Origin of the sequence: Pseudomonas mandelii (assembly GCF_900106065.1) — a bacterium.
Taxonomy (GTDB): domain Bacteria; phylum Pseudomonadota; class Gammaproteobacteria; order Pseudomonadales; family Pseudomonadaceae; genus Aquipseudomonas; species Aquipseudomonas mandelii.
In genome coordinates, this window is record NZ_LT629796.1 from 659,800 (window position 1) to 685,232 (window position 25,433).

The following is a 25,433-nucleotide window of genomic DNA, read 5'->3' on the forward strand; positions in this document are numbered from 1 at the left end:
AATTGTGTTGGTCCTGAAGGGAGCGATCAAAGCACCGGCAAGGTCTTGTCCTTGATCACGGTGGTCGGCCCGTTGGCCTTGACGCTGGCGATGCCTTTATCCATCGCACCAGCGGAAGAGTAGGTCTCGCTGCTGCCGATGATCTCGTGGTTACCGGCCTTGAGATTGAAGTAAGGATGGCCATCCTTGGTGGTTTTCTTTTCGTAGCGCTCATCCAGCGGGCTGTTCTTCTGCACCGAAGCAATGCCGTTGTCGGCAGCACCGCGAGTGGTGTACAGCTCGCTGGTCAGAATGGTTTCGGCGTTGGCGGCTTTCAGTACAAACTTGAACTGACCGTTGCTGCTTTTGCTCACTTCGTACCATCCGGACATGCTCTTTCTCCTTGGCGATTGAGTGGTCTCGCGCTTCAGAGTAAAGACCAGCCCGGGACATCTGTCGCCTGTAACACCGCCATCGCGAGCAGGCTCGCTTCCACATTGGAATGCGTTCCCCCGTGGGAGCGAGCCTGCTCGCGATGGGGCCGGTAAGGCCAGCGCAAAACCAACCCTATTTCACCACCGCCCGCACCACCGACAACTCCGGCGCCTGTACCCGTCGCTGACTCAGATACCGCGTACAACTCACCCGCAAGAACGAGGCGAAATTCACCACTTCGCCGCGGTAGTCCATCACCTCTTCATACAGCTTGGCGATCAACTGGTTGGTGGTCATGCCGTCGACCTCGGCGATTTCGCTGAGGATGTCCCAGAACTGATTCTCCAGGCGCAGGGTGGTGACCACCCCGCAGATGCGCAGCGAGCGGGAGCGCGATTCGTAGAGAATCGGATCAGCTTTGACGTACAGCTCGCACATGGAAAAGCCCCTCGTTACAGCGTGATTTTGGTGCCCAGCAACCCAAGGAAACCGGCGAGCCAGCTTGGGTGCGCCGGCCAGGCGGGCGCAGTGGCCAGATTGCCTTGTACGTGGCCTTCCGTCACCGGAATATCGATAAACGTACCGCCCGCCAGACGCACTTCCGGCGCGCACGCCGGGTAAGCGCTGCACTCGCGACCTTCGAGAATCCCCGCTGCCGCCAGCAATTGGGCACCGTGACACACGGCAGCGATCGGTTTGCCGGCCTTGTCGAATGCGCGCACCAGCTCCAGGACTTTTTCGTTCAGGCGCAGGTATTCCGGCGCACGACCGCCGGGGATCAGCAGCGCGTCGTAGTCGGATTCAGCGACTTTGGCGAAATCGAAGTTCAGGGCAAACAAGTGACCGGGTTTTTCGCTGTAGGTCTGGTCGCCTTCGAAGTCGTGAATCGCCGTGCGCACAGTCTGGCCCTCGGATTTGTCCGGGCACACGGCGTGCACCGTGTGGCCGACCATCAGCAGCGCCTGGAAAGGCACCATCACTTCGTAGTCTTCGACGTAATCGCCGACCAGCATCAGAATTTTCTTGGCAGCCATGGGGAGGACTCCTCTGGGAAATGCATCGGAGTATTCAAGGTAGTCCTTATCCGTGGGGTCGGGTAATAACCAGCTACTACCTGATAGACCGCGTTATCGTTTTTCGCGGGCAAGCCTCGCTCCTACAAAGGCACCACCATACCTGTAGGAGCGAGGCTTGCCCGCGAAGGCGCCCTTCAACTGTACGGATAACTCTGCGCCTATCTGTAACAGCGCGATCCCCGTGGTTTATGGCTAGATGAAGTCTCTTCCCGCCACCTAACATTCTGGTCCCCCATCATGTCCTCGCGCGAAAACACCGGCATGGCCCTCGGCCTGCTCGGCGTTGTGATCTTCAGCCTCACCTTGCCCTTCACGCGGATCGTCGTGCAGGAACTTCATCCGCTGCTCAACGGCCTGGGCCGGGCGCTGTTTGCGGCGGTGCCGGCGGCGATGTTGTTGCTGTGGCGCCGGGAAAAATGGCCGACCTGGAAACAGGTCAAAGGCCTGACACTGGTGATCGCAGGCGTGATCCTCGGTTTTCCGGTGTTGTCGGCCTGGGCCATGCAAACCTTGCCGGCCTCCCATGGCGCACTGGTCAACGGTTTGCAGCCGCTGTGCGTCGCGCTGTACGCCGCGTGGTTGTCCCACGAACGACCGTCGAAAGCCTTCTGGGCCTGCGCGGCGTTGGGCAGTGCGCTGGTGTTGGGTTATGCGCTGATCAGCGGGGCCGGCAGTATTCAGGCCGGTGATTTGCTGATGCTCGGGGCGATTGCCGTGGGCGGCCTGGGTTATGCCGAGGGCGGCCGGTTGGCCAAGGAGATGGGCGGCTGGCAGGTGATCTGCTGGGCGCTGGTGTTATCGACGCCGCTGCTGATCGGACCGGTGGTGTATTTGGCGCTGCAACACCAGGGCGAAATTTCCGCCAAGACCTGGTGGGCGTTTGGTTATGTTTCGCTGTTCTCGCAGTTCATCGGGTTCTTTGCCTGGTACGCCGGGTTGGCGATGGGCGGCATTGCCCGAGTCAGTCAGATCCAGCTGTTGCAGATCTTCTTCACCATCGCGTTTTCGGCGCTGTTTTTTGGTGAACATATCGAGCCGATCACCTGGCTGTTTGCCGCCGGAGTGATCGTGACGGTGATGCTCGGACGCAAGACCGCCATCAAACCCGCCCGCATTGCCACCACGTGACCTTTAGGAGCCAGGCTTGCCGGCGAAGGCGTCGGCACTATCGCCTTCGCCGGCAAGCCTGGCTCCTACAGGGTCATGCGGTGTTTTAGAGGTAGCCGTCAGCCCGCAGCAGGGTTTCCAGGCAATGTTCGCTGATGTGGTAGAAATCCTTCAGCTCCTGGATCTTCACCAACAGCTGGGCCGGGTCGACCGGCTCGGCGCGCTTGACCGCCAGGATCATCTTGTTCTTGTTGGTGTGGTCCAGTGAGATGAACTCGAACACCTTGGTTTCATAACCACTGGCTTCCAGGAACAGCGCTCGCAGGCTGTCGGTGACCATTTCCGCTTGCTGGCCCAGGTGCAGACCGTATTGCAGCATCGGCTTGAGCAGCGCCGGGCTCTGGATTTGCAGGCGGATCTGTTTGTGGCAGCACGGCGAGCACATGATGATCGAGGCGCCGGAGCGGATGCCGGTGTGAATCGCGTAGTCGGTGGCGATGTCGCAGGCGTGCAGCGCGATCATCACGTCCAGCTCGCTCGGCGCGACGCTTCGCACGTCACCGCACTTGAACACCAGCCCCGGATGCTCAAGCTTGGCGGCGGCGGCATTGCACAGGTTGACCATTTCTTCGCGCAACTCGACGCCGGTCACCACGGCTTCGGCCTTCAAGGTGTTGCGCAGGTAGTCGTGGATCGCAAAGGTCAGGTATCCCTTGCCCGAACCGAAATCCGCCACCTGCACCGGCTTATCCAGGGCCAAGGGCGAGGTGGTCAGCGCATGGCTGAAGACTTCGATGAACTTGTTGATCTGCTTCCACTTGCGCGACATCGCCGGGATCAGCTCGTGCTTGCTGTTTGTCACGCCGAGGTCAGCGAGGAACGGCCGGTTCAGGTCGAGGAAACGGTTCTTCTCGCGGTTATGCTCGGCGGACGGCACTTCGCGCAATTGCTGAGGTTTGCTCTTGAACAGCGAAGACTTGCCCTTTTTGCTGTATTCGAGCTGGGCTTCGTCAGTCAACGACAGTAAATGCGCATTTTTGAACGAGGCCGGCAACAGCGCGCCGATGGTCGCCACGCCCTCGGCGAGCGGCAGGTTCTTGGTGATGTCGCGGGTCTTGTAGCGGTAGACGAAGGACAGGCAGGGCTGATCCTTGACCGTCAGTTGCTTGATGATCAACCGCTGCAAATCGGCTTCGGCGCCGACGTACTTGGCCAGGACCAGTTTGATGAAGGCATTCTGGTCGAGGCTGGTTTGCAGCAGGTCGATGAACTGAGCGTGGTGATCCGGCGCGAGGCTGGCGGGAGTGGCGGTGACAGACATGGAAAAAACGGCCTCGGGCGGAGCGGATCGGGAATGGCGGGTATTTTAGGGGGGATGGCATACGAGGGCACGGGTAATTTCCCGAACGGTGCGAAACCCGAAGCAAAAACGCTACTGGGTTGAGTGGGCTTGTGTGGCGAGGGAGCTTGCTCCCGCTGGGCTGCGAAGCAGCCCTACCCCCTTATCTGAATGACCGCATTGCCTGGTTTGGGGGGCCGCTTCGCGCCCCAGCGGGAGCAAGCTCCCTCGCCACAAAAGCCCTCTCCCCACAGAAGGTGTATCAATTCCAGAAGTGAAATCAGCCCAACACCACCAACCGATTCGGCAACTCATTGCGCACGTGCGTCACCGGCACATGCACCTTGAGCAGCTCGCCGCACGCCTCGACGCACGTCACAAACCCCTGCAATGTCTGGCCCTGCTTCACCTGTTGAGTAAACGCCGCAACGATCGCGTCCCAGTTCTTGTTGTCCAGCCGCTTGGAAATCCCTTCATCCACCAGAATTTCCACGTACCGCTCAGCCTCGCAGACAAAAATCAGCATCCCGGTGCTGCCCACCGTGTGGTGCAGGTTCTGCTCCAGAAACTGCCGGCGCGCCAGATTTGACGCTCGCCAATGCCGCACCGAGCGCGGGATCAGGTGGGTGGTGACTTTCGGAATCCGGAACACCAGGCACAGCACGATGAACGTGATCCATTGCACCAGCAGCAAACTGTGCAGGGTCAGCCAGCCTGTCAGGTAATGCACGATACCCGGCACCACCAGCGCCAGCAGGCTGGCCCAGAGCAGCGGGATGTACGCGTAGTCGTCGGCGCGGGCCGCGAGCACCGTCACCAGTTCGGCGTCAGTGTCGCGCTCGACCCGGGCAATCGCCTCGGCGACTTTGCGTTGTTCGTGTTCAGTCAGTAATGCCATGTCTAAAAGTGCCCGTTCATTATTATGCTCACCAGCCGCCCGACGAACCGCCGCCCCCGAAACTGCCGCCACCCCCGCTGAAGCCCCCGCCACCGCCGCCGAAACCTCCACCGCCGAAACCGCCCCCTGAACTGCCTCGGCCACCGCCGCCGCTGGGCAGGATACCGAGCATCTGGCAGACGAAAATCGTCAGGATAAACAGCAACACCAGGAACACGAACACGCCCGGATGGCGGGATACGAAATCGTCGCCCTCATCCCCTCGCGGCTCATAGACCGTCGACGGTTCATCCAGCGGATTGCCGCCCAGCACCACCAGCATCGCAGCGACCCCGTCGCTGATGCCCTTGCTGAAGTTGCCGGTCTTGAACGCTGGCGTGATCACCTGGTTGATGATCACCGAGCTCTGCGCATCGGTCAGGCGATCTTCCAGGCCGTAACCGACTTCGATGCGCAATTTACGATCATCGCGCGCAACGATCAGCAACGCGCCGGTGTTTTTATCCTTCTGGCCGATGCCCCAGTAGCGCCCCAGCTGATAGCCGAAATCGGCAATGTCGGTGCCCTGCAAGTTCGGCAACGTCACCACGACCAACTGCTCGCCCGTGGCTTTTTCATGGGCCTGGAGCTGCTGCGTCAGTTGCTCACGAACCGACGGCTCGATCATCTGGGCGTTATCCACCACCCGTCCGGTCAGCTGCGGAAACTTCAACTCGGCCTGGGCTGTCAGGGCAAACACCCACAGCACCAGCACCAGGCCCACTTTCAACACGCGCATTGGCAACCTCATCCGTGGTGACGCGTCAAGCCGATCAGAACTTCACTTCTGGCGCTTTTTCGGCATCGGGGCTGGTGGCCTCGAAGGTTTCGCGGATCGGCAAATCGCTGTACATCACCGTGTGCCACAGGCGACCCGGGAAGGTGCGGATTTCGGTGTTGTACTTCTGCACCGCGAGGATAAAGTCGCGACGCGCCACGGCGATGCGATTCTCGGTGCCCTCGAGCTGCGATTGCAACGCAAGGAAATTCTGGTTGGCCTTGAGGTCCGGGTAACGTTCGGACACCACCATCAAACGGCTCAAGGCGCCGGTCAGCTGATCCTGCGCCTGCTGGAACTGCTTGAGTTTTTCCGGGTTGTCCAGGGTGCTGGCATCCACCTGGATCGAGGTCGCCTTGGCTCGGGCTTCGATCACCGCGGTCAGGGTTTCTTCCTCATGTTTGGCGTAGCCCTTGACGGTTTCCACCAGGTTGGGGATCAGGTCGGCGCGGCGCTGGTACTGGTTCTGCACCTGGCCCCAGGCAGCCTTGGCCTGTTCGTCGAGGGTAGGAATGTTGTTGATGCCGCAGCCCGCCAGCAGCGTGGTGAGCAACATCAAGGCTGCAACCTGCAGGCTCGACCGAGTGTGGTGTCGTACATTCATCTGGTTGACGCTCCCTTGCACCTTCCGTTGAAAAACAACCAGCGACCTTCTGAGCGGTCTCTTGGGGCATAATCTGCCCCCGCCACTGGATTGCATCGAGCCAATGGGCTAAAAGATGCCCCAGCGCCAAACGCTGCAGAAGTGTGCTGCATTTACCTGAACAACAATAGTCGCTCCCTAAATTTTGGCTGATCGGCGCGTATTCACTGCCGTTTAGGCCTTTGAGAAAACTATTCATGAAGAAGCTGTGTTTGCTGGGCCTGTTCGTCAGCCTGGCCAGTCATACCGTATTGGCCGCCACGACGCCCGCACCTTTGGAGAACAAGGACGCTTTCATCACTGACCTGATGAAACAAATGACCCTCGATGAAAAGATCGGCCAGTTGCGCCTGATCAGCATCGGCCCTGAGATGCCTCGGGAGATGATCCGCAAGGAAATCGCCGCCGGCAACATCGGCGGCACCTTCAATTCGATCACGCGCGCGGAAAACCGTCCGATGCAGGACGCGGCCATGCGCAGCCGGTTGAAGATCCCGATGTTCTTCGCCTATGACGTGATCCACGGTCACCGCACGATTTTCCCGATCCCGATTGCCCTGGCCTCGAGCTGGGACATGGACGCCATCGGTCTGTCCGGGCGCATCGCCGCCAAGGAAGCCGCGGCAGACAGCCTCGACATCACGTTCGCGCCGATGGTCGACATTTCCCGTGACCCACGTTGGGGCCGCACCTCCGAAGGCTTCGGCGAAGACACGTACCTGGTGTCGCGCATTGCCGGCGTCATGGTCCGGGCCTTCCAGGGCACCGGCGCGAACGCGGCCGATAGCATCATGGCCAGCGTCAAGCACTTTGCCCTGTACGGTGCGGTCGAGGGCGGTCGCGACTACAACGTCGTCGACATGAGCCCGGTCAAAATGTACCAGGACTACCTGCCACCGTACCGCGCCGCCATCGACGCGGGCGCGGGTGGCGTGATGGTTGCGCTGAACTCGATCAACGGCGTGCCGGCCACCGCCAACACCTGGCTGATGAACGACCTGCTGCGCAAGGATTGGGGCTTCAAGGGCCTGGCGGTCAGTGACCACGGGGCGATTTTCGAGCTGATCAAGCATGGCGTCGCTCGTGACGGTCGCGAAGCCGCGAAGCTGGCGATCAAGGCCGGCATCGACATGAGCATGAACGACACCCTGTACGGCAAAGAGCTGCCGGGACTGTTGAAGGCCGGCGAGATCGAACAGAAAGACATCGATAACGCCGTCCGCGAAGTGCTCGCCGCCAAGTACGACATGGGCCTGTTCAAGGACCCGTACCTGCGCATCGGCAAGGCTGAAGACGATCCGGCCGACACCTACGCCGAAAGCCGTCTGCACCGCGCCGAGGCCCGTGACGTCGCGCGCCGCAGCCTGGTGTTGCTGAAGAACCAGGGCGAGACCCTGCCGCTGAAGAAAACCGCGAAGATCGTGCTGGTCGGTCCGTTGGCCAAGGCGCCAATCGACATGATGGGCAGCTGGGCCGCCGCTGGCCGTCCGGCTCAATCGGTCACCTTGTTCGACGGCATGAACGCCGCTGTTTCAGACAAATCGAAGCTGGTCTACGCCCGTGGCGCCAATATCACCAGCGACAAGAAAGTGCTGGATTACCTGAACTTCCTCAACTTCGATGCGCCGGAAGTGGTGGATGATCCGCGTTCCGCCCAAGTGCTGATCGACGAAGCGGTGAAGGCCGCCAAAGACGCTGATGTCGTGGTTGCCGCTGTCGGCGAGTCCCGTGGCATGTCCCACGAATCGTCGAGCCGCACCGACCTGAACATCCCGGCCAACCAGCGCGACCTGATCAAGGCGCTGAAAGCCACCGGCAAACCGCTGGTGCTGGTGTTGATGAACGGCCGCCCGCTGTCGATTCTCGAAGAGAAGGAACAGGCTGACGCGATTCTGGAAACCTGGTTCAGCGGCACCGAAGGCGGCAACGCCATCGCGGACGTGCTGTTCGGCGACTACAACCCATCGGGCAAACTGCCGATCACCTTCCCGCGTTCGGTGGGCCAGATTCCGACCTACTACAACCACCTGAGCATTGGCCGGCCGTTCACGCCGGGCAAACCGGGCAACTACACCTCGCAGTATTTCGATGACACCACCGGCCCGCTGTTTCCGTTCGGTTTCGGCCTGAGCTACACCGATTTCAGCCTGAGCGACATGGCCTTGTCGTCGACCACGCTGAACAAGACCGGCAAGCTCGACGCCAGCGTCATGGTGAAAAACACCGGCAAGCGCGACGGCGAAACCGTGGTGCAGCTGTACATCCAGGACGTGACCGGCTCGATGATCCGCCCCGTCAAGGAACTGAAGAACTTCCAGAAAATCACGCTGAAGGCCGGCGAACAGAAAGTCGTGCACTTCACCATCACCGAAGACGACCTGAAGTTCTTCAATGCCCAGCTCAAATACGCAGCGGAGCCAGGCAAGTTCAACGTGCAGATCGGCCTGGATTCCCAGGACGTGACGCAGCAGAGCTTTGAATTGCTGTAACCCCTGACACACCGCAATAAACCTGTGGGAGCGAGCCTGCTCGCGATGAGGGCATAACATTCAACATCTTTGTTGGCTGTTACACCGCCATCGCGAGCAGGCTCGCTCCCACAGTGATTTTGGGTGTGACGACTATCCGCGTCGATCCAGCAGATTCACCACCAGCCGATCCACCCATCCCCAAACCCTTTGCTTGACCCGCCGCCACAGTGGCCGGCGTTGCCATGCCTCCAGGCTCACTTCCTGGCTCTGCGCAAAGTCCTTCTCGAAACTCGCCACTACCGCACGCGTCAACCCTGGGTCCAACGCTTCAAGGTTGGCTTCCAGATTGAAGCGCAGATTCCAGTGATCGAAATTGCATGAGCCGATACTCACCCAGTCATCGATCAAGACCATTTTCAGGTGCAGGAAACACGGCTGGTATTCGAAGATCTTCACCCCGGACTTGAGCAATCGCGGGTAATAACGATGCCCGGCGTAGCGCACCGACGGGTGATCGGTGCGTGGCCCGGTCAGCAGCAGACGCACATCGACGCCTCGGCCGGCAGCCCTGCGCAATGAACGGCGGACTTTCCAGGTCGGCAGAAAGTACGGCGTGGCCAGCCAGACCCGCCGCTGACCGCTGTTCAGCGCTCGAATCAGCGATTGCAGGATGTCGCGGTGCTGGCGGGCGTCGGCATAGGCCACCCGCCCCATCCCTTCGCCCATGGACGGCACCCGTGGCAGACGCGGCAGGCCGAAGTGCGCCGCAGGTCTCCAGGCGCGGCGATGGCGGTTGGCGATCCATTGCCGGTCGAACAGCAGCTGCCAGTCGATGACCAAGGGGCCGGTGATTTCCACCATCACTTCATGCCATTCGCTGGTGTCTTCGCCCGGCGTCCAGAACTCGTCCGTGACGCCCGTGCCGCCGACCACCGCCAGACTCTGATCGACCAGCAACAGCTTGCGGTGATCGCGGTAAAAGTTACCGACCCAGCGTCGCCAGCTCAGGCGATTGTAGAAACGCAGTTCCACACCCGCCGCCATCAGGCGCTGACGCAAGGTCAAGGTGAATGCAAGGCTGCCGTAGTCATCGAACAGACAGCGCACACGCACGCCGCGCTCGGCGGCCTGCACCAACGCCTGCACCATGGCCTCGGCACAGGCGCCCGCTTCCACCAGATACAACTCCAGCTCGACCTGTTCTTCGGCGCGGGCAATCGCGACCAACATGCGCGGGAAAAACTCCGGGCCGTCGATCAGCAGTTCAAAGTGGTTGCCTGCACGCCAGGGAAAGATTGCACCGGCCATGTCAGCGCGCCGTGAAAATCAGTACCGCACCCACCGGCACCGACAGGCTGATGGCCGACAATCCAGCGACCTTGCGCAAACTTTCCAGGCCCGGTGCCAGATCGAAGTCTTCGGCATTGATGATAATCGGCTCGAGGGTCACCACCTGGAAGCGCCGGTCATCGAGACGGGTCGCCAGCAGTTCGGCGTTGTATTCGTGGGTTTTACCGTGAAGGTTGACGGTCAGCGGCAAGCGCAGCTCCAGTTGGGCACCGGGCGCGAGATCGCTGATCGGGCGCAGATCGATCTGCGCGGTGATCAGCGCTTCGGGGAAGGTCTGGATCTCAAACAGTTCCTTGCGCATGCGTTCGTCGCGCAGCGGGATGCCGCTGTTCACCGACTCCATCTCGACTTCCACCTCGGCCAGGCCCTTGGGGCTGACTTTGCCGTGCAACACCAGGAAGCGCTGCACTTCGGAAATGTTGGCGTTTTTGGTGCTGATGAAGGACAGCCGAGAGGACTCGCCATCGAGATACCAATTGGCCTCGGCCGACAACGAAGCGCCGGCCAGAAGCAGGAAGGCGAGGGTTTTGGAAAGGGACCGCTTGAACATAGAGACTCATGGGGCAAATAAACCTGAGCGAACCTTAACCGCCCTGAGGCAGGTTGCAAACTCTAATGCCACAACAGCCCTGCACCACAAGTAATTCCAGCGTGTTCAGGGTTGCAGGCGGCAGCCTTGGTGTTCGCCGATCCATTGCGCGCTGTTGCTGCGGCCCATGCCGCTGACGGTCACGCGCTGGCTGGCGGGGTCATCGGTGAAGCCGCTGGTGGGCAACCACTGCTTCACGTAGCGGTGGCAATACTCGGCGTCGTTCTTCATGACGTATCGGCACGAGCAATATTCCTTGGCGGTGTAGCCGCTGATGATGTCGGGAAACGCCCACAACGCCACTCGCTCCTGCCAGATCCAGCCGAGCAAGGCTATCAGCGCTACTAACATCAGCGCGCTAAACGGTCGGCGACGAACAAAACGGTGGCGGTTCATGGCTGCACCTTCCCGGCAAAGGCCTTGAGCGCGAGCTTGAGCAATTCGTTGTGCTGATAGATCTCGTCGCGGTCATCGCCGTAGCGCACGATCACCAGCTGTTCGCCGGGAATCACGTACATCGCCTGCCCCCAATGGCCCAAAGCGGCAAAGGTGTCGGCCGGAGCATCCGGCCAGGGTCGGGCAGCGCCCTCCACCGCGCGATTGAGCCACCAATGACCACCGGGGACCGCATCATCCTGATTAGCTTGATAGCGGGCGAAGGGTTCGCGGTTGAAGGCGACCCAGTCTTTGGGCAGCAGCTGTCGATCACCCCAACGACCGTCACGCGCCATCAGCAGGCCGACGCGCGCCAGGTCCCGAGCGGTGAGGTAGGCATAAGAGGACGCGACGAAAGTGCCCGTGGCATCGGTTTCCCAGACGGCATGGCGAATTCCTAGCGGCTCGAACAATGCTGTCCATGGATAGTCCGGGTATCGGGCCGGGCCGACGATGGTTTTCAGCGCGGCGGCCAGCAGATTGCTGTCGCCACTGGAGTACCGAAAGGCCTGGCCTGGTTTGGCGTACTCAGCGTGATCGGCGGTGAACGCCGCCATGTCGTGATGACCCAGGGTGTAGAGCATGGCGACCACCGAGGACTTCAACGGCGCGTATTCGTAGTCTTCCTGCCAGTCCAGGCCTGAAGCCCAGTGCAACAGGTCGGCCAGGGTCATTGCCGGGTGTTTCGCCAACGGCGGGTAAAACCGCACCGCAGGGTCCTCAAGTTTGAAAAGGCCCTCGCCATAGGCCACACCCAGGACCGTGGCCATCAGGCTTTTGCTGATGGACCAGGTCAGGTGCGCGGTGTCGGCCGTGGTCGGGCCGGCGTAGCGTTCGTAGATCAGTTGGCCGTCGCGGATTACCAGCAAGGCATCGGTGCGGATGCCTTTTCGAGTGGTGTCATCGCGAGGCGGGAAGGCGTAAGTCTCCAGGGCTTGAAGTGCGGGGCCGGAGACGTTCGGGCCGGTCGACCATTGCTCGGCGGGCCAGGTTTCGGCGTGGGCCGTGAGGCAGAGCAGCAGCGTGAAAATCAGGGGCAAGCCTTTGAACATGGCGGGGGCTCGGCGGGGTGGGCTTGCTGAGCCTAGTCGAGGTTGATGACAGTTTTGGAATGTGTGTCGCCTATGCGGCCGCCTTCGCGGGCAAGCCTCGCTCCTACAGGAGTTCGCGATCCAATATAGGAGCGAGCGGTGCGGCGATCCGACTTGCCCGCGAAGAGGCCTGTCAGATCGCCGCCAACGCCTTGGCCAATCGCTTGCCTCTGGCCCCCGCCGCCAGATCCATCACACTCTGATCACGCTGCCACATCGCCGCCCAGTGCTGCGGGCCATCAGCCAGAGCCTCGTTCAGCTCAGCCTTGAGCCCCTCGAATTGCGCAAACAATCCCCCCAGCAGCACATGCCCGGCCAGATTGTTCGGCGCCTGCCGGCTGACTTCCGCGCACCCGGCCAGCAGCGCCAGCAACCGCAATTGCAAGGCCTGCGGCCAGTCACTGTCCTGCCCCACCCCATACAGCCACGCGGTCATCGCGCTCAATACATAAATGTCTTCCAGCGTGCGGAACGGTTTGACGTAGGCATCCCAGCCATCCCCCGCGAGTAGTTCGCACTGGGCGTTGTCCAGAAACAACCGACCGTGGCTGATGTCCGGCATCAGCGCGATGGCCGGGAGTTTTTCCAGGCGCACGCCCGGTTCATCGGGATAGACCACCGCCAGACTCAAGCGCGGCGTTTCGCCGGACGCTTCACTGCGCGCGGCAACCAGCAGCCAGTCGGCCGCATCGCCAGCGGTGACGAAATCCTTGCGCCCACTCACGCGTAAATCGCTCAGACGCGTCTGCATGTCCGCCACCCGCAGACTGCGCTGTTCGGTGGCACACAACGCGCCGAGGCTCAGCGGCGCGCTCGGCCAGAGCATGCGCAGCGCCGCCTGATAGCCCACCAGAAACGCCAGCCCCGGCGTCGACATCAAACGCCCGCCGACCACCGCCAGTTCCAATGGCGTGACCGTGCCCAACGCGTGCAACAAGGTCGCGAACCCCTCCGCCAGGTCCGGGTTGACGGGCAGGCGATCGCGGCGATTCAACAGGTTTTGCCAGGGCATAAGAGGCTCCTTGTGGGCTGTCATGTAAGCATCACCAAAGCTTCATGGCGATGACACCGGGGCTACATAGCCTGACTTTGCACAACACGGCTGCATAAAGAAAGTCGATCGGCTTTAACCCAAGACGGGTTGACCAGCCCGCACGGAGATTCCCATGACTCAGATCGCCCGCATCAGCGACACCGGCAATGAACGCCGCCTGCAAGCCGAACGCCTGGTGGGCGCCGAGGCATTGCAGGAAGCCCAGGCCTTGCGCTTCAACGTCTTCAGCGGCGAGTTCAACGCCAAGCTCAAAGGCGCGGAGCTGGGTCTGGACATGGACGACTATGATGTTCACTGCGCCCACATTGGCGTGCGTGACTTGAACACCGGGCGCCTGGTGGCGACCACCCGTTTGCTCGATCACACGGCCGCGAGCAGCCTGGGCAAGTTCTACAGCGAAGAAGAGTTCAGCCTCCATGGTCTGGTCCACTTGAAAGGCCCGATCCTGGAAATCGGCCGCACCTGCGTCGACCCGGCTTATCGCAACGGCGGCACCATCGCGGTGCTCTGGGGCGAACTGGCCGAAGTGCTGAATCAGGGCGGCTACAGCTATTTGATGGGTTGCGCGAGCATTCCGATGCAAGACGGCGGGATTCAGGCCCACGCGATCATGCAGCGTCTGCGGGAACGTTATCTGTGCACCGAACACCTGCGGGCCGAGCCGAAAAAACCGCTGCCGGTCCTGGACCTCCCGTCCAACGTGATCGCCGAAATGCCGCCGCTGCTCAAGGCCTACATGCGTCTGGGCGCGAAGATCTGCGGTGAGCCGTGCTGGGACGAAGACTTCCAGGTCGCCGACGTGTTCATCCTGCTCAAGCGCGACGAACTCTGCCCACGTTATGCCAAGCACTTCAAGGCGGCAGTCTGATGAGCCGGTTGCGGGTGTACGCGCGGATTGCGCGAGTGCTGGTGGTGGTCGCGCTGGGGTTGAGCATGGCCAGCGTGTTCGGGCTTTTCGAGCGGCTGGGCATTGCCCATTCGATGGTCCGCCGCCAACGCTGGTCGCGGTTTTTCATGGCGCGGTTGAGCAACGCCCTGCCCTTTCGCGTGACGGTTCACGGTGAACTGCCGAAGGAGCCGATGCTTTGGGTCAGCAATCACGTGTCGTGGACCGACATTCCGTTGCTGGGCATGCTCACGCCAATGTCATTTCTTTCCAAGGCCGAAGTGCGCACCTGGCCGGTGGCCGGTTGGTTGGCGGCCAAGGCCGGCAGCCTGTTTATCCGTCGCGGCTCGGGTGACAGCCAGCTGATTCGCAAACAGATGACGCGCCACCTGGCGCAGGCACACCCACTGCTGATGTTCCCGGAAGGCACCACCACCAATGGACGTTCGTTGCGTACCTTTCATGGTCGCTTGTTGTCAGCAGCGATTGATTCTGAAGTGAAGCTGCAGCCGGTGGCGATTCGTTATCTACGTGACGGTGAACTCGACTCACTGGCGCCGTTCATTGGCGATGATGATTTGCTGTCGCACTTGATGCGGTTGTTCGCCAATGATCGCGGGGAAGTGGAAATCAAAGTGCTCAAGCCGATCGCTTGCGAAGGCCGGGAGCGTGCGGCGCTGGCGTTCGAGGCACAGCAGGCGGTGCAGAAGTCGTTGTTTGGGGCCATCCCTCAGGCGCAACCGGAACCGCTGCGCCCCGCCATCGCGGCGTGAAACAAACTCCCTGAAGAAACACCAAAAACCTTGTGGGAGCGAGCCTGCTCGCGATAGCGGTTTTACATTCAACAATGATGTGAATGACACACCGCTATCGCGAGCAGGCTCACTCCTACAGGGGTTTAGGGTGCTGGATAGTTTTGGGCGAAATCCTGAAGCTGCGGATAGAACAACCGGAAATCCTCACTGAGCGGTTCGTACAGCCGACGCAATTCCTGCATCGCCCCCGCCAGTTCCTCAGGCCGGGTCAACCGCCGCGAAATCCCCCGCAGCACTTGGTCCAGCACATCAAACTCCTGATAAGACCCCAACCAGTCATTCGCCACCATGTGCGGCGCGATCCTCGCCAACCGCTCCGGCAATTGAGGCTCAGTCGACAGCACCCGATACACATCCGAGGTGAACCGCTCCAGCGGCTGGTCCGAGTAGAGGGTCCAGTCCCGCGCCAGGCAGTGGTCGAAAAACACGTCGAGCACGATCCCGGCGTAACGCCGGCGTGTGGTGGAAAATCGCGACAGCGAGGCATCCACCAACGGATGGCGGTCGGTGAAGACGTCGATGCTGCGATGTAGCTGGATGGCCGCTTCAATCTCCGGGTTGAACTGCCCTTGCAGCCGTCCCTTGACGAAATCGCCATACAGACTGCCGAGCAATTGACCGGGGCGCTGGCCACCGAGGTGAAGATGGGCGAGATAGTTCATGGGCGCAGCTTAGCATTGCGCCTTCGAATGTTGACACTCACCGTATCGTTATAACCCGATATAGCGATTTATGCGCTCGTCAGACCAAAATCATATTTGTATATCGCGATCTACCGATTTAAAGTTCGCCACATCGCGATATAGCGTTTTACTCATCACGAGCCCAAACCCATGACCATCGACCTCGACGAAATAATAAAAGCCCTGGCACACCCAGTCCGCCGAGACATCCTCATCTGGCTGAAAGACCCCAAGACCCAGTTCCCGGAACAGATCCACAACCACGAGTACGGCATTTGCGCCGGACAGATCGATCAACGCTGCGGCCTGTCGCAGTCGACCGTGTCCGCCCATTTGGCGACCTTGCAACGTGCGGGACTGATCAGCAGCCAGAAAGCCGGTCAATGGCACTTCTTCAAGCGCAACGAGGACGTGATCCAGGCATTCCTCGCGGCCATCGTCAAGGAGCTCAGCGCTCCGACAAGGAATTAACCAATGCCCCTCTCGCTTCTCATTCTGGCCTTGAGCGCCTTCGCCATCGGCACCACCGAGTTCGTCATCATGGGCTTGTTGCCCGATGTGGCGGCTGACCTCGGCGTGTCGATCCCGGGCGCTGGCTGGCTGGTGACCGGTTACGCCCTGGGCGTGGCCATCGGTGCGCCGTTCATGGCACTGGCCACCTCCCGATTACCGCGCAAGGCTGCACTGGTAGCGTTGATGGGCATTTTCATCATCGGCAACCTGCTCTGTGCCATGGCGACCGATTACAACGTGCTGATGTTTGCCCGTGTGGTCACGGCCCTCTGCCACGGTGCGTTCTTCGGTATCGGTTCGGTGGTGGCGGCAGGTCTGGTTCCGGCGAACAAACGTGCCTCCGCCGTAGCCTTGATGTTCACCGGCCTGACCCTGGCCAACGTGCTCGGCGTTCCGTTGGGCACCGCGCTCGGTCAGGAAGCCGGCTGGCGCTCGACCTTCTGGGCAGTGACCGTGATTGGTGTGATCGCGTTGATTGGCCTGATCCGCTTCCTGCCGGCCAAGCGCGATGAAGAGAAACTCGACATGCGCGCCGAACTGCGCGCCCTCAAAGGCGCCGGGATCTGGCTGTCGCTGAGCATGACGGCGCTGTTCGCGGCGTCGGTATTCACCCTGTTCACTTATGTCGCCCCGCTGCTTGGTGATGTCACCGGCGTCTCGCCCAAAGGCGTGACCTGGACCCTGATGCTCATCGGACTGGGCCTGACGGTCGGCAACATCATCGGCGGCAAGCTGGCTGACAAAGGCCTGGCCGCAACGCTGATCGGCGTCTTCATCTCGATGGCCGTGATCTCGACCGTACTGACCTGGACCAGCGTCGCGCTGATCCCGGCCGAAATCACCCTGTTCCTCTGGGCCACCGCGTGCTTCGCCGCCGTCCCCGCCCTGCAAGTGAACGTGGTGACCTACGGCAAGGCCGCGCCGAACCTGGTGTCGACCCTGAACATCGGCGCTTTCAACATCGGCAACGCCTTGGGCGCCTGGGTCGGCGGCAGCGTCATCGCCCACGGTTTCGGCTTGACCAGCGTTCCACTCGCGGCAGCAGCACTGGCAGTACTCGCCCTGCTGGTGACCCTGATTACTTTCCGTCAGCGCGGTAATCCCGAACTGGCCCCTGCTATCAACTGATACTTCACGAGGGTTGTACTTAAATGACGACTATTTTCGATCCGATCAAACTGGGCGACATCGAGCTGGCCAACCGCATCATTATGGCGCCGCTGACCCGCTGCCGCGCCGACGAAGGCCGGGTGCCAAACGCCCTGATGGCCGAATACTACGTACAACGCGCCTCGGCCGGCCTGATCCTCAGCGAAGCCACGTCGGTCACGCCGATGGGCGTCGGCTACCCGGACACTCCGGGTATCTGGTCCAACGATCAGGTGCGTGGCTGGGCTAATGTGACCAAAGCGATCCACGGTGCGGGCGGCAAGATTTTCCTGCAACTGTGGCACGTCGGCCGGGTTTCCCACGAGTCGTACCTGAACGGTGAAGCACCAGTCGCACCGAGCGCCATCCAGCCAAAGGGTCACGTCAGCCTGGTTCGCCCATTGTCCGACTACCCAACCCCGCGCGCACTGGAAACCGCTGAAATCGCCGACATCGTCGACGCCTACCGCACCGGTGCCGAGAACGCCAAGGCTGCCGGTTTTGACGGTGTGGAAATCCACGGTGCCAATGGTTACCTGCTCGATCAGTTCCTGCAAAGCAGCACCAACCAGCGCACCGATAACTACGGTGGTTCCCTGGAAAACCGTGCGCGCCTGTTGCTGGAAGTAACCGACGCCGCAATCGAAGTCTGGGGCGCTGGCCGCGTCGGCGTGCACTTGTCTCCGCGTGCCGATTCCCACGACATGGGCGATGACAACCTGGCCGAGACGTTCATCTACGTCGCTCGCGAACTGGGCAAGCGTGGCATCGCGTTTATTTGCTCCCGTGAGAAAGAAGCCGGCGACAGCCTGGGTCCACAATTGAAAGAAGCGTTCGGCGGCCCGTACATCGTCAACGAACGCTTCACCAAGGACAGCGCCAACGCTTGGCTGGCCAGCGGCAAGGCAGATGCAGTCGCCTTCGGCGTTCCATTCATTGCCAACCCGGACCTGCCGGCACGCTTGAAGGCGGATGCGCCGCTTAACGAAGCGCGTCCCGAACTGTTCTACGCCAAGGGGCCGGTGGGTTACATCGACTATCCCGTGATGTAAGCATCTCCCTTGAAATGCAAAAGCCCCGACTCGAAAGAGCCGGGGCTTTTTGTTGCGGCATGTTTATTCACGGGGCTTCACACCGATTCACACGCACGACACAAAATCACTACAAAATACGTAGCTCGCTACCTTTCAACCTGACGAGCGTGCGTATATAAAAGCATCCCGGTGCATTAAGGCGAACATTGAAGGGATCAACGCTCGCCTTAATGGTTGACATAAACGGATCCAATTACGCATTTTGTTTTATTTGCGCAGGCTGGGGCTCAGGCGCAGCATGTCCAATCCTGTATTGACCCATCGCTCGGCTTCGGTGTGCAGTTGAAAACTGTCCGGGGCCAATAGCCACTGGTACAGCATGCCATCGATGTAGGCGTGCAGGCTGATGGCCGCGCGGGCCGTGTCGAGGTCCTCGGGCATTTGCCCCCGATTCACCGCATTACTCAGGGCCAGGGCGATTCGCACATTGCAGTCGAGGCTGACTTCACGACGCTGCTGACGCAGATCGCACATTTCATCGGTGAATTCGCACTTATGAAACAAAATCTCATTGATGCGTCGGGTCTTCGGATCCAGGGCAACTTGATGAAACAAATGAATCAGCAGTTTGCGCATGCAGCCCAGCGGATCGAGCTCATCTTCGCTTTCACTGGCCCTGGCCATTTCATCCAGCGGCTCTTTCAAGCTATCGAGCATGGCCTGCACCAGATCCGCCTTGTTGCTGAAATGCCAGTAGATGGCGCCGCGAGTCACGCCGGCCAGAGTCGCGATGTCCGCCAGCGTAGTGCGCGCCACGCCTCTTTCATAAAAGGCTTTCTCTGCCGCTTCCAGTATCTGGCTGCGGGTTTCTTGAGCTTCCTCTTTGGTACGACGGACCATGGCAGTAAAACCTCAATCGGGATGCTTCAGCGATGTCTGAACAGCCGCTGAACAAAAGTGGGGCGAGCGCTCTTGGGACTCGTCCCCGGCTTACAATTCGAACCTTTGACGGGCGTTGGTAACGGGGTGGATACGCAGTCAAGGTGTTTACAAACAACCATGAACGTAAGTATATTCCTTAGCAAGCTACTTATCCACTCAGCACTCATTTTTTACCCTTTCACATTTCTAGTGCGTTTCTTGCGCGCCTGACCCGAGGATTTTCATGCAATTCAAGCCAGCTGTTACCGCTCTGGTCGCCGCCGTCGCCCTGGCATCACTGCTCAGCGGATGCAAAAAGGAAGAAGCGGCACCCGCCGCACCGCCTCCTCAGGTCGGCGTGGTCACCCTGCAACCTCAAGCCTTTACCCTGACGTCCGAACTGCCGGGGCGCACCAGTGCGTTCCGCATCGCCGAAGTTCGCCCACAGGTCAATGGCATCATTCTCAAACGTCTGTTCAAGGAAGGCGGTGACGTCAAGGCCGGCCAGCAGCTGTATCAGATCGATCCGTCGGTCTATGACGCTACGCTGAAAAGCGCCCAAGCCAACCTGCAACAGACGAAGTCGATCTCGGATCGCTACAAGCAGTTGGTCAACGAACAGGCCGTCAGCCGTCAGGAATACGACACGGCCGTGGCCAACCGCATGCAATCGGAAGCCGCGCTGCAAACCGCTCAGATCAATGTGCGGTACACCAAGGTCTACGCGCCGATTTCCGGCCGCATCGGCCGCTCGAACGTGACCGAGGGTGCGCTGGTCAGCAACGGCCAGGTCGATGCCATGGCGGTGATCCAGCAACTCGACCCGATTTACGTCGACGTCACCCAGTCTTCGGTCGAGCTGCTTGAGCTGCGTCGCGAACTGGAAAGCGGCCGCCTGCAAAAGGCTGGCGACACGGCAGCGGCGGTCAAGCTGACGCTCGAAGACGGCAGCCAGTACAAACAGGAAGGCAAGCTCGAATTCTCCGAAGTTTCGGTTGACCAGACCACCGGCTCCGTGACCTTGCGTGCAGTGTTCCCGAACCCGGATCACACGCTGCTTCCGGGCATGTTCGTACACGCTCAGCTCAAATCCGGTGTGAACGCCGCTGCCATTCTGGCGCCGCAACAAGGCGTAACCCGCGACCTCAAAGGCTCGCCGACCGCACTGGTCGTCGGTGCGGACAACAAGGTCGAACTGCGTCAGCTCAAGGCCAGCCGCACCGTCGGCAACCAATGGTTGATCGAAGACGGCCTGAAGGCCGGCGATCGTCTGATCACCGAAGGACTGCAATTCGTCAAACCTGGCGTCGAAGTCAAAGCCAGTGAAGCGACTAACGTTGGCGCAAAGAACCCGGCCCCCGCACAGGCAGCTGACAAGGCTTCCAGCGGCAAAGGGGAGTAAACCATGTCGAAATTTTTTATCGACCGTCCGATTTTCGCTTGGGTAATTGCCCTGGTGATCATGCTGGTCGGGGCACTCTCGATTCTCAAACTTCCGATCAACCAATACCCGAGCATTGCGCCTCCGGCCATTGCGATCCAGGTCACCTACCCAGGCGCGTCCGCACAAACCGTGCAGGACACCGTGGTGCAGGTCATCGAACAACAGCTCAACGGTATCGATAACCTGCGTTATGTCTCCTCGGAAAGTAACTCCGACGGCAGCATGACCATTACCGCGACCTTCGAGCAGGGCACCAACTCCGATACCGCGCAGGTTCAGGTCCAGAACAAACTGAACCTGGCCACCCCGCTGCTGCCGCAAGAAGTGCAGCAACAGGGTATCCGCGTGACCAAGGCAGTGAAAAACTTCCTGTTGGTGATCGGCGTGGTATCTCGCGACGGCAGCATGACCAAGGACGACCTGTCCAACTACATCGTGTCGAACATGCAGGACCCGATCTCGCGGACCGCCGGTGTCGGTGACTTCCAGGTCTTCGGTTCCCAGTACGCGATGCGTGTCTGGCTCGACCCTGCCAAGCTGAACAACTTCAACCTGACGCCAGTGGACGTGAAAGCGGCCATCGCGGCGCAGAACATCCAGGTGTCCTCCGGTCAACTGGGCGGCCTGCCTGCTGCGCCCGGCCAGCAGTTGAACGCCACCATCATCGGCAAGACACGTCTGCAGACTGCCGAGCAGTTCAACAAGATCCTGCTCAAAGTCAACAAGGACGGCTCGCAAGTACGCCTGTCCGATGTGGCCGATGTAGGCCTGGGCGGTGAAAACTACAGCATCAACGCCCAGTTCAACGGCGCACCGGCTTCCGGTCTGGCGGTGAAACTGGCCAACGGTGCCAACGCCCTCGACACCGCGAAAGCGCTGCGCAACACCATCAACACGCTCAAGCCGTTCTTCCCGCAAGGCATGGAAGTGGTGTTCCCGTACGACACCACCCCGGTGGTGACCGAGTCGATCAAGGGTGTGGTTGAAACCCTGGTCGAAGCGATCGTGCTGGTGTTCCTGGTGATGTTCCTGTTCCTGCAGAATTTCCGCGCCACTGTCATCACCACGATGACCGTGCCGGTGGTGTTGCTGGGGACATTCGGGATCCTCGCGGCGTTCGGTTTCAGCATCAACACCCTGACCATGTTCGGCATGGTGCTGGCCATCGGCTTGCTGGTGGACGATGCCATTGTCGTGGTGGAAAACGTCGAACGGGTCATGAGCGAAGAAGGTCTGTCACCCAAGGAGGCCACCAAGAAATCCATGGGGCAGATCCAGGGTGCACTGGTCGGTATCGCCCTGGTGCTGTCGGCGGTATTGCTGCCGATGGCGTTCTTCAGTGGCTCTACCGGTGTGATCTACAAGCAATTCTCGATCACCATCGTCTCGGCCATGGCCCTGTCGGTACTGGTTGCGCTGATCTTCACCCCGGCACTGTGCGCCACCATGCTCAAGGCAATTCCGAAAGGCGAGCACGGCACGCCGAAACGCGGCTTCTTCGGCTGGTTCAACCGCAGCTTTGACCGTGGCGTCAAAAGCTACGAGCGTGGCGTGGGCAACATGCTGACGCACAAGGCGCCGTACCTGCTGGCCTACTTGATCATTGTCGTCGGCATGATCTGGCTGTTCACCCGCATTCCAACGGCGTTCCTCCCGGAAGAAGACCAAGGCGTGCTGTTTGCCCAGGTGCAGACCCCGGCCGGCTCCAGCGCCGAACGCACGCAGGTGGTGATCGATGAGATGCGCTCCTACCTGCTGGACAAGGAATCGAGCGCCGTGGCCTCGGTGTTTACCGTCAACGGCTTCAACTTCGCCGGTCGCGGCCAAAGCTCGGGCCTGGCGTTCATCATGCTCAAGCCGTGGGATCAGCGGGATGCGGAAAACAGCGTGTTCAAACTCGCCGCCCGCGCCCAGCAGCACTTCTTCACCTTCCGCGATGCGATGGTGTTCGCCTTTGCGCCACCGGCGGTATTGGAGCTGGGTAACGCCACCGGTTTCGACGTATTCCTGCAAGACCGCGCCGGCATCGGTCACGACAAGTTGATGGAAGCTCGCAACCAGTTCCTCGGCATGGCGGCACAGAGCAAGGTGCTTTATCAGGTGCGTCCGAACGGCCTGAACGACGAGCCGCAATACCAGCTGGAAATCGATGACGAGAAAGCCAGTGCATTGGGCCTGACCCTCACCGACATCAACAGCACCCTGTCGATTGCCTTGGGTAGTAGCTACGTAAACGACTTCATCGACCGTGGTCGGGTGAAGAAGGTCTACGTGCAAGGTCAACCCGGTTCGCGGATGAGCCCGGAAGACATCAAGAAATGGTATGTGCGTAACGCCGCCGGAACCATGGTGCCCTTCTCCGCCTTCGCCAAGGGCGAGTGGATTTACGGTGCACCGAAGCTCTCGCGTTACAACGGTGTAGAAGCGATGGAAATCCTCGGTGCCCCGGCCCCGGGCTATTCCACCGGTGAAGCCATGGCGGAAGTCGAAGCCCTGGCCAAGAAACTGCCGGCCGGTGTCGGTATTTCCTGGACCGGTCTGTCATACGAAGAACGGCTATCGGGCTCACAGGCGCCGGCGCTGTATGCGTTGTCGCTGCTGATGGTGTTCCTGTGCCTGGCGGCGCTGTACGAAAGCTGGTCGATTCCGATCGCGGTGATGCTGGTGGTGCCGCTGGGGATCATCGGGGCACTGTTGGCCACCAGTCTGCGGGGACTCTCCAATGACGTTTACTTCCAGGTGGGCCTGTTGACAACCATCGGTCTGGCAGCGAAAAACGCCATTCTGATCGTCGAGTTCGCCAAGGAACTGCATGAGCAAGGGCGTAGCCTTCGCGAAGCGGCGATTGAAGCGTGCCGGATGCGTTTGCGACCGATCATCATGACCTCGCTGGCCTTCGTGCTCGGTGTGGTACCGCTGGCGATTTCCACGGGCGCCGGTTCAGGTAGCCAGCACGCAATCGGCACGGGCGTTATTGGCGGTATGATCACCGCCACCGTCCTGGCGATCTTCTGGGTCCCACTGTTCTTCGTTACCGTGTCGTCCATTGGCCAGCGCAAAAAAGCCGACCAGGATGACGCAATCGAACCTTCTAAAGAGGCTGGCCAATGAGCAAGTCGCTACTCTCCATCGCCGTTGCCGCCTTCGTGCTGAGCGGCTGCTCGCTGATTCCCGACTATCAGCAACCTGAGGCACCAGTGGCGGGCCAATACCCGCAAGGTCCGGCGTACTCGTCGGCCCTGGCGCCGAATCAGGCGGCTGCGGAACAGGGCTGGAAGCAGTTTTTCCATGACCCGGCACTGCAACAGCTGATTCAGGTGTCGCTGGAAAACAACCGTGACCTGCGTGTTGCGGCCCTGAACATCGACGCGTTCGCGGCTCAATACCGCATCCAGCGCGCCGATCTGTTCCCGGCCGTTTCGGCCAATGGCACCGGCAGCCGTCAGCGTCTTCCGGCTGACGCGTCGCAGACCGGTCAAGCGGGCATCAGCAGTTCCTACTCCGCTACGGTCGGTATCAGTGCTTATGAACTCGACCTGTTCGGTCGGGTTCGCAGCCTCAGCGAAGAAGCCCTTCAGAAGTACTTCGCGACAGAAGAAGGCCGTCGCAGCACGCAGATCAGTCTGGTGGCCAGCGTGGCCAATGCCTACCTGACCTGGCAGGCCGACAAGGAACTGCTGAAACTCACCCAGGACACCCTCGGTGCGTTCGAGGAGAGCTACAAGCTCACCGCGCGCAGCAACGAAGTCGGTGTGGCCTCGGCCCTGGACCTGGCCCAGTCGCGTACCTCGGTGGAAAACGCCCGGGCGCAACTGGCCAAGTACACCCGTCAGGTGGCGCAGGACGAAAACAGCCTGGTGCTGCTGCTCGGCACCGGCATCCCGGCCAATCTGCGAGAAGCCAAACCGCTATCTGACAACCTGCTGAGCGACGTACCGCCCGGTCTGCCATCGGACTTGCTGCAACGTCGTCCGGATATTCTCCAGGCCGAGTACAACCTGAAAGCTGCCAACGCCAACATCGGCGCGGCACGGGCGGCGTTCTTCCCGAGCATCAGCCTGACGGCCAATGCCGGGACCCTGAGCCCGGACTTGTCCGGTCTGTTCAAGGGCGGCTCGGGCACCTGGTTGTTCTCGCCGCAGATCAACCTGCCGATCTTCAATGCCGGCAGCCTGCGCGCCAGCCTGGATTACTCGAAAATCCAGAAAGACATCGGCGTGGCGAACTACGAGAAGTCCATTCAAACGGCCTTCCAGGAAGTCGCCGACGGCCTGGCCGCCCGCCAGACCTACACCGATCAGTTGCAGGCGCAGCGTGATTTCGTCACCGCCAACCAGGACTACTACCGTCTGGCCGAGCGTCGCTACCGTATCGGTGTCGACAGCAACCTGACCTTCCTCGACGCCCAGCGTCAGTTGTTCAGCGCCCAGCAGGTGCTGATCACTGATCGTCTGGCGCAGCTGATCAGTGCGGTCAATCTGTACAAGGCACTGGGTGGTGGCTGGAACGAGCAGACGGCGAAAGTCGAACCGCTGAAAGAAGAAGCGCCGAAGATGAAGTTGTTCTGATAGCGCTGTAAGACAAGAGGCCCACCTTTTGGTGGGCTTTTTGTTGTCTGCGGGAAAAGGTGTGGTGTCAGTAATCCCCTCTTCGCGGGCAAGCCTCGCTCCTGCAGTGTCCGCGCCGAATCATATTCCATGAAAC

24 protein-coding genes are annotated in these 25,433 nt (G+C 60.6%); 10 read left to right on the plus strand and 14 right to left on the minus strand.

Going from position 1 to position 25,433, the window contains the following annotated elements; translation table 11 throughout:
• Nucleotides 1-26: 26 nt before the first annotated feature.
• The 3 genes from BLU63_RS03000 to BLU63_RS03010 all read right to left on the minus strand — a co-directional run bounded on the left by BLU63_RS03000 (nucleotide 27) and on the right by BLU63_RS03010 (nucleotide 1,448).
• On the minus strand, nucleotides 27-371 hold the full coding sequence (locus BLU63_RS03000; RefSeq protein WP_010462476.1) for a YegP family protein: 345 nt from the start codon (nucleotides 369-371) through the stop codon (nucleotides 27-29).
• Nucleotides 372-546: 175 nt separating this feature from the next.
• Nucleotides 547-852, minus strand: coding sequence for a ribbon-helix-helix domain-containing protein (locus BLU63_RS03005; RefSeq protein ID WP_008025707.1), 306 nt, complete (start codon nucleotides 850-852; stop codon nucleotides 547-549).
• A 14-nt stretch (nucleotides 853-866) separates the two neighbouring features.
• On the minus strand, nucleotides 867-1,448 hold the full coding sequence (locus BLU63_RS03010) for a DJ-1/PfpI family protein (protein ID WP_083374855.1): 582 nt from the start codon (nucleotides 1,446-1,448) through the stop codon (nucleotides 867-869).
• Nucleotides 1,449-1,727: 279 nt separating this feature from the next.
• Here BLU63_RS03010 and BLU63_RS03015 point away from each other — a divergent pair, with 279 nt between their 5' ends.
• On the plus strand, nucleotides 1,728-2,618 hold the full coding sequence (locus tag BLU63_RS03015; RefSeq protein WP_077749584.1) for a DMT family transporter: 891 nt from the start codon (nucleotides 1,728-1,730) through the stop codon (nucleotides 2,616-2,618).
• Between the two features lie 85 nt (nucleotides 2,619-2,703).
• Here BLU63_RS03015 and BLU63_RS03020 read toward each other — a convergent pair whose 3' ends face one another.
• From BLU63_RS03020 to BLU63_RS03035, 4 genes are all read right to left on the minus strand, one after another.
• On the minus strand, nucleotides 2,704-3,918 hold the full coding sequence (locus BLU63_RS03020) for a class I SAM-dependent methyltransferase (protein ID WP_083374856.1): 1,215 nt from the start codon (nucleotides 3,916-3,918) through the stop codon (nucleotides 2,704-2,706).
• 298 nt (nucleotides 3,919-4,216) lie between these two features.
• On the minus strand, nucleotides 4,217-4,834 hold the full coding sequence (locus tag BLU63_RS03025; RefSeq protein WP_010462489.1) for a TPM domain-containing protein: 618 nt from the start codon (nucleotides 4,832-4,834) through the stop codon (nucleotides 4,217-4,219).
• A gap of 28 nt (nucleotides 4,835-4,862) precedes the next feature.
• Nucleotides 4,863-5,612, minus strand: coding sequence for a TPM domain-containing protein (locus BLU63_RS03030; protein ID WP_010462491.1), 750 nt, complete (start codon nucleotides 5,610-5,612; stop codon nucleotides 4,863-4,865).
• 34 nt (nucleotides 5,613-5,646) lie between these two features.
• A complete protein-coding gene (locus tag BLU63_RS03035) occupies nucleotides 5,647-6,255 on the minus strand; it encodes a LemA family protein (RefSeq protein ID WP_010462493.1) in 609 nt (202 codons plus the stop codon).
• Between the two features lie 236 nt (nucleotides 6,256-6,491).
• Here BLU63_RS03035 and bglX point away from each other — a divergent pair, with 236 nt between their 5' ends.
• Complete coding sequence (bglX, locus tag BLU63_RS03040) at nucleotides 6,492-8,783, plus strand: beta-glucosidase BglX (RefSeq protein WP_083374857.1); 2,292 nt, start codon at nucleotides 6,492-6,494, stop codon at nucleotides 8,781-8,783.
• 132 nt (nucleotides 8,784-8,915) lie between these two features.
• On the opposite strand, the gene BLU63_RS03045 is transcribed toward bglX, so the two are convergent.
• From BLU63_RS03045 to BLU63_RS03065, 5 genes are all read right to left on the minus strand, one after another.
• Complete coding sequence (locus tag BLU63_RS03045) at nucleotides 8,916-10,073, minus strand: phospholipase D-like domain-containing protein (protein ID WP_010462495.1); 1,158 nt, start codon at nucleotides 10,071-10,073, stop codon at nucleotides 8,916-8,918.
• Nucleotide 10,074: 1 nt separating this feature from the next.
• Complete coding sequence (locus BLU63_RS03050) at nucleotides 10,075-10,665, minus strand: YceI family protein (RefSeq protein ID WP_010462496.1); 591 nt, start codon at nucleotides 10,663-10,665, stop codon at nucleotides 10,075-10,077.
• Between the two features lie 105 nt (nucleotides 10,666-10,770).
• Complete coding sequence (locus BLU63_RS03055; RefSeq protein WP_083374858.1) at nucleotides 10,771-11,100, minus strand: amidase; 330 nt, start codon at nucleotides 11,098-11,100, stop codon at nucleotides 10,771-10,773.
• Complete coding sequence (locus tag BLU63_RS03060) at nucleotides 11,097-12,191, minus strand: serine hydrolase domain-containing protein (RefSeq protein ID WP_083374859.1); 1,095 nt, start codon at nucleotides 12,189-12,191, stop codon at nucleotides 11,097-11,099. The genes BLU63_RS03055 and BLU63_RS03060 overlap by 4 nt, the downstream gene beginning before the upstream one ends.
• 172 nt (nucleotides 12,192-12,363) lie before the next feature.
• Complete coding sequence (locus tag BLU63_RS03065; protein WP_083374860.1) at nucleotides 12,364-13,242, minus strand: acyl-CoA dehydrogenase middle domain-containing protein; 879 nt, start codon at nucleotides 13,240-13,242, stop codon at nucleotides 12,364-12,366.
• 154 nt (nucleotides 13,243-13,396) lie between these two features.
• Here BLU63_RS03065 and olsB point away from each other — a divergent pair, with 154 nt between their 5' ends.
• Nucleotides 13,397-14,152 (plus strand): L-ornithine N(alpha)-acyltransferase, encoded by a 756-nt coding sequence (gene olsB / locus BLU63_RS03070; RefSeq protein WP_010462503.1) that lies wholly within the window; start codon nucleotides 13,397-13,399, stop codon nucleotides 14,150-14,152.
• Nucleotides 14,152-14,943, plus strand: a complete 792-nt coding sequence (locus BLU63_RS03075) for a lysophospholipid acyltransferase family protein (protein ID WP_010462505.1) — start codon at nucleotides 14,152-14,154, stop codon at nucleotides 14,941-14,943. Before olsB ends, BLU63_RS03075 begins: the two co-directional genes overlap by 1 nt.
• Before the next feature lie 125 nt (nucleotides 14,944-15,068).
• Here the strand turns inward: BLU63_RS03075 and BLU63_RS03080 are convergent, their stop codons facing one another.
• Nucleotides 15,069-15,647 (minus strand): acyl carrier protein phosphodiesterase, encoded by a 579-nt coding sequence (locus BLU63_RS03080; RefSeq protein ID WP_010462507.1) that lies wholly within the window; start codon nucleotides 15,645-15,647, stop codon nucleotides 15,069-15,071.
• Between the two features lie 171 nt (nucleotides 15,648-15,818).
• Between BLU63_RS03080 and BLU63_RS03085 the strand changes: the two genes are divergently transcribed.
• Genes BLU63_RS03085 through BLU63_RS03095 form a run of 3 tightly spaced genes read left to right on the plus strand, consistent with a single transcriptional unit; the run spans nucleotide 15,819 to nucleotide 18,382 of the window.
• Nucleotides 15,819-16,139, plus strand: a complete 321-nt coding sequence (locus tag BLU63_RS03085) for an ArsR/SmtB family transcription factor (RefSeq protein ID WP_010462509.1) — start codon at nucleotides 15,819-15,821, stop codon at nucleotides 16,137-16,139.
• A 3-nt stretch (nucleotides 16,140-16,142) separates the two neighbouring features.
• Complete coding sequence (locus BLU63_RS03090; protein ID WP_077749549.1) at nucleotides 16,143-17,309, plus strand: MFS transporter; 1,167 nt, start codon at nucleotides 16,143-16,145, stop codon at nucleotides 17,307-17,309.
• Between the two features lie 23 nt (nucleotides 17,310-17,332).
• A complete protein-coding gene (locus BLU63_RS03095) occupies nucleotides 17,333-18,382 on the plus strand; it encodes an alkene reductase (RefSeq protein WP_083374861.1) in 1,050 nt (349 codons plus the stop codon).
• Between the two features lie 249 nt (nucleotides 18,383-18,631).
• On the opposite strand, the gene emhR is transcribed toward BLU63_RS03095, so the two are convergent.
• On the minus strand, nucleotides 18,632-19,264 hold the full coding sequence (gene emhR / locus BLU63_RS03100; protein WP_083374862.1) for an efflux system transcriptional repressor EmhR: 633 nt from the start codon (nucleotides 19,262-19,264) through the stop codon (nucleotides 18,632-18,634).
• A gap of 265 nt (nucleotides 19,265-19,529) precedes the next feature.
• On the opposite strand from emhR, the gene BLU63_RS03105 reads away from it, so the two are divergent.
• Genes BLU63_RS03105 through emhC form a run of 3 tightly spaced genes read left to right on the plus strand, consistent with a single transcriptional unit; the run spans nucleotide 19,530 to nucleotide 25,297 of the window.
• Nucleotides 19,530-20,687 (plus strand): efflux RND transporter periplasmic adaptor subunit, encoded by a 1,158-nt coding sequence (locus BLU63_RS03105; RefSeq protein ID WP_010462517.1) that lies wholly within the window; start codon nucleotides 19,530-19,532, stop codon nucleotides 20,685-20,687.
• Nucleotides 20,688-20,690: 3 nt separating this feature from the next.
• Nucleotides 20,691-23,840, plus strand: a complete 3,150-nt coding sequence (emhB, locus tag BLU63_RS03110) for an efflux RND transporter permease subunit EmhB (RefSeq protein ID WP_010462519.1) — start codon at nucleotides 20,691-20,693, stop codon at nucleotides 23,838-23,840.
• Entirely contained in the window at nucleotides 23,837-25,297 is a 1,461-nt protein-coding gene (gene emhC / locus BLU63_RS03115; RefSeq protein ID WP_083374863.1) for an efflux RND transporter outer membrane subunit EmhC, read from the plus strand. Before emhB ends, emhC begins: the two co-directional genes overlap by 4 nt.
• Nucleotides 25,298-25,433: the final 136 nt, after the last annotated feature.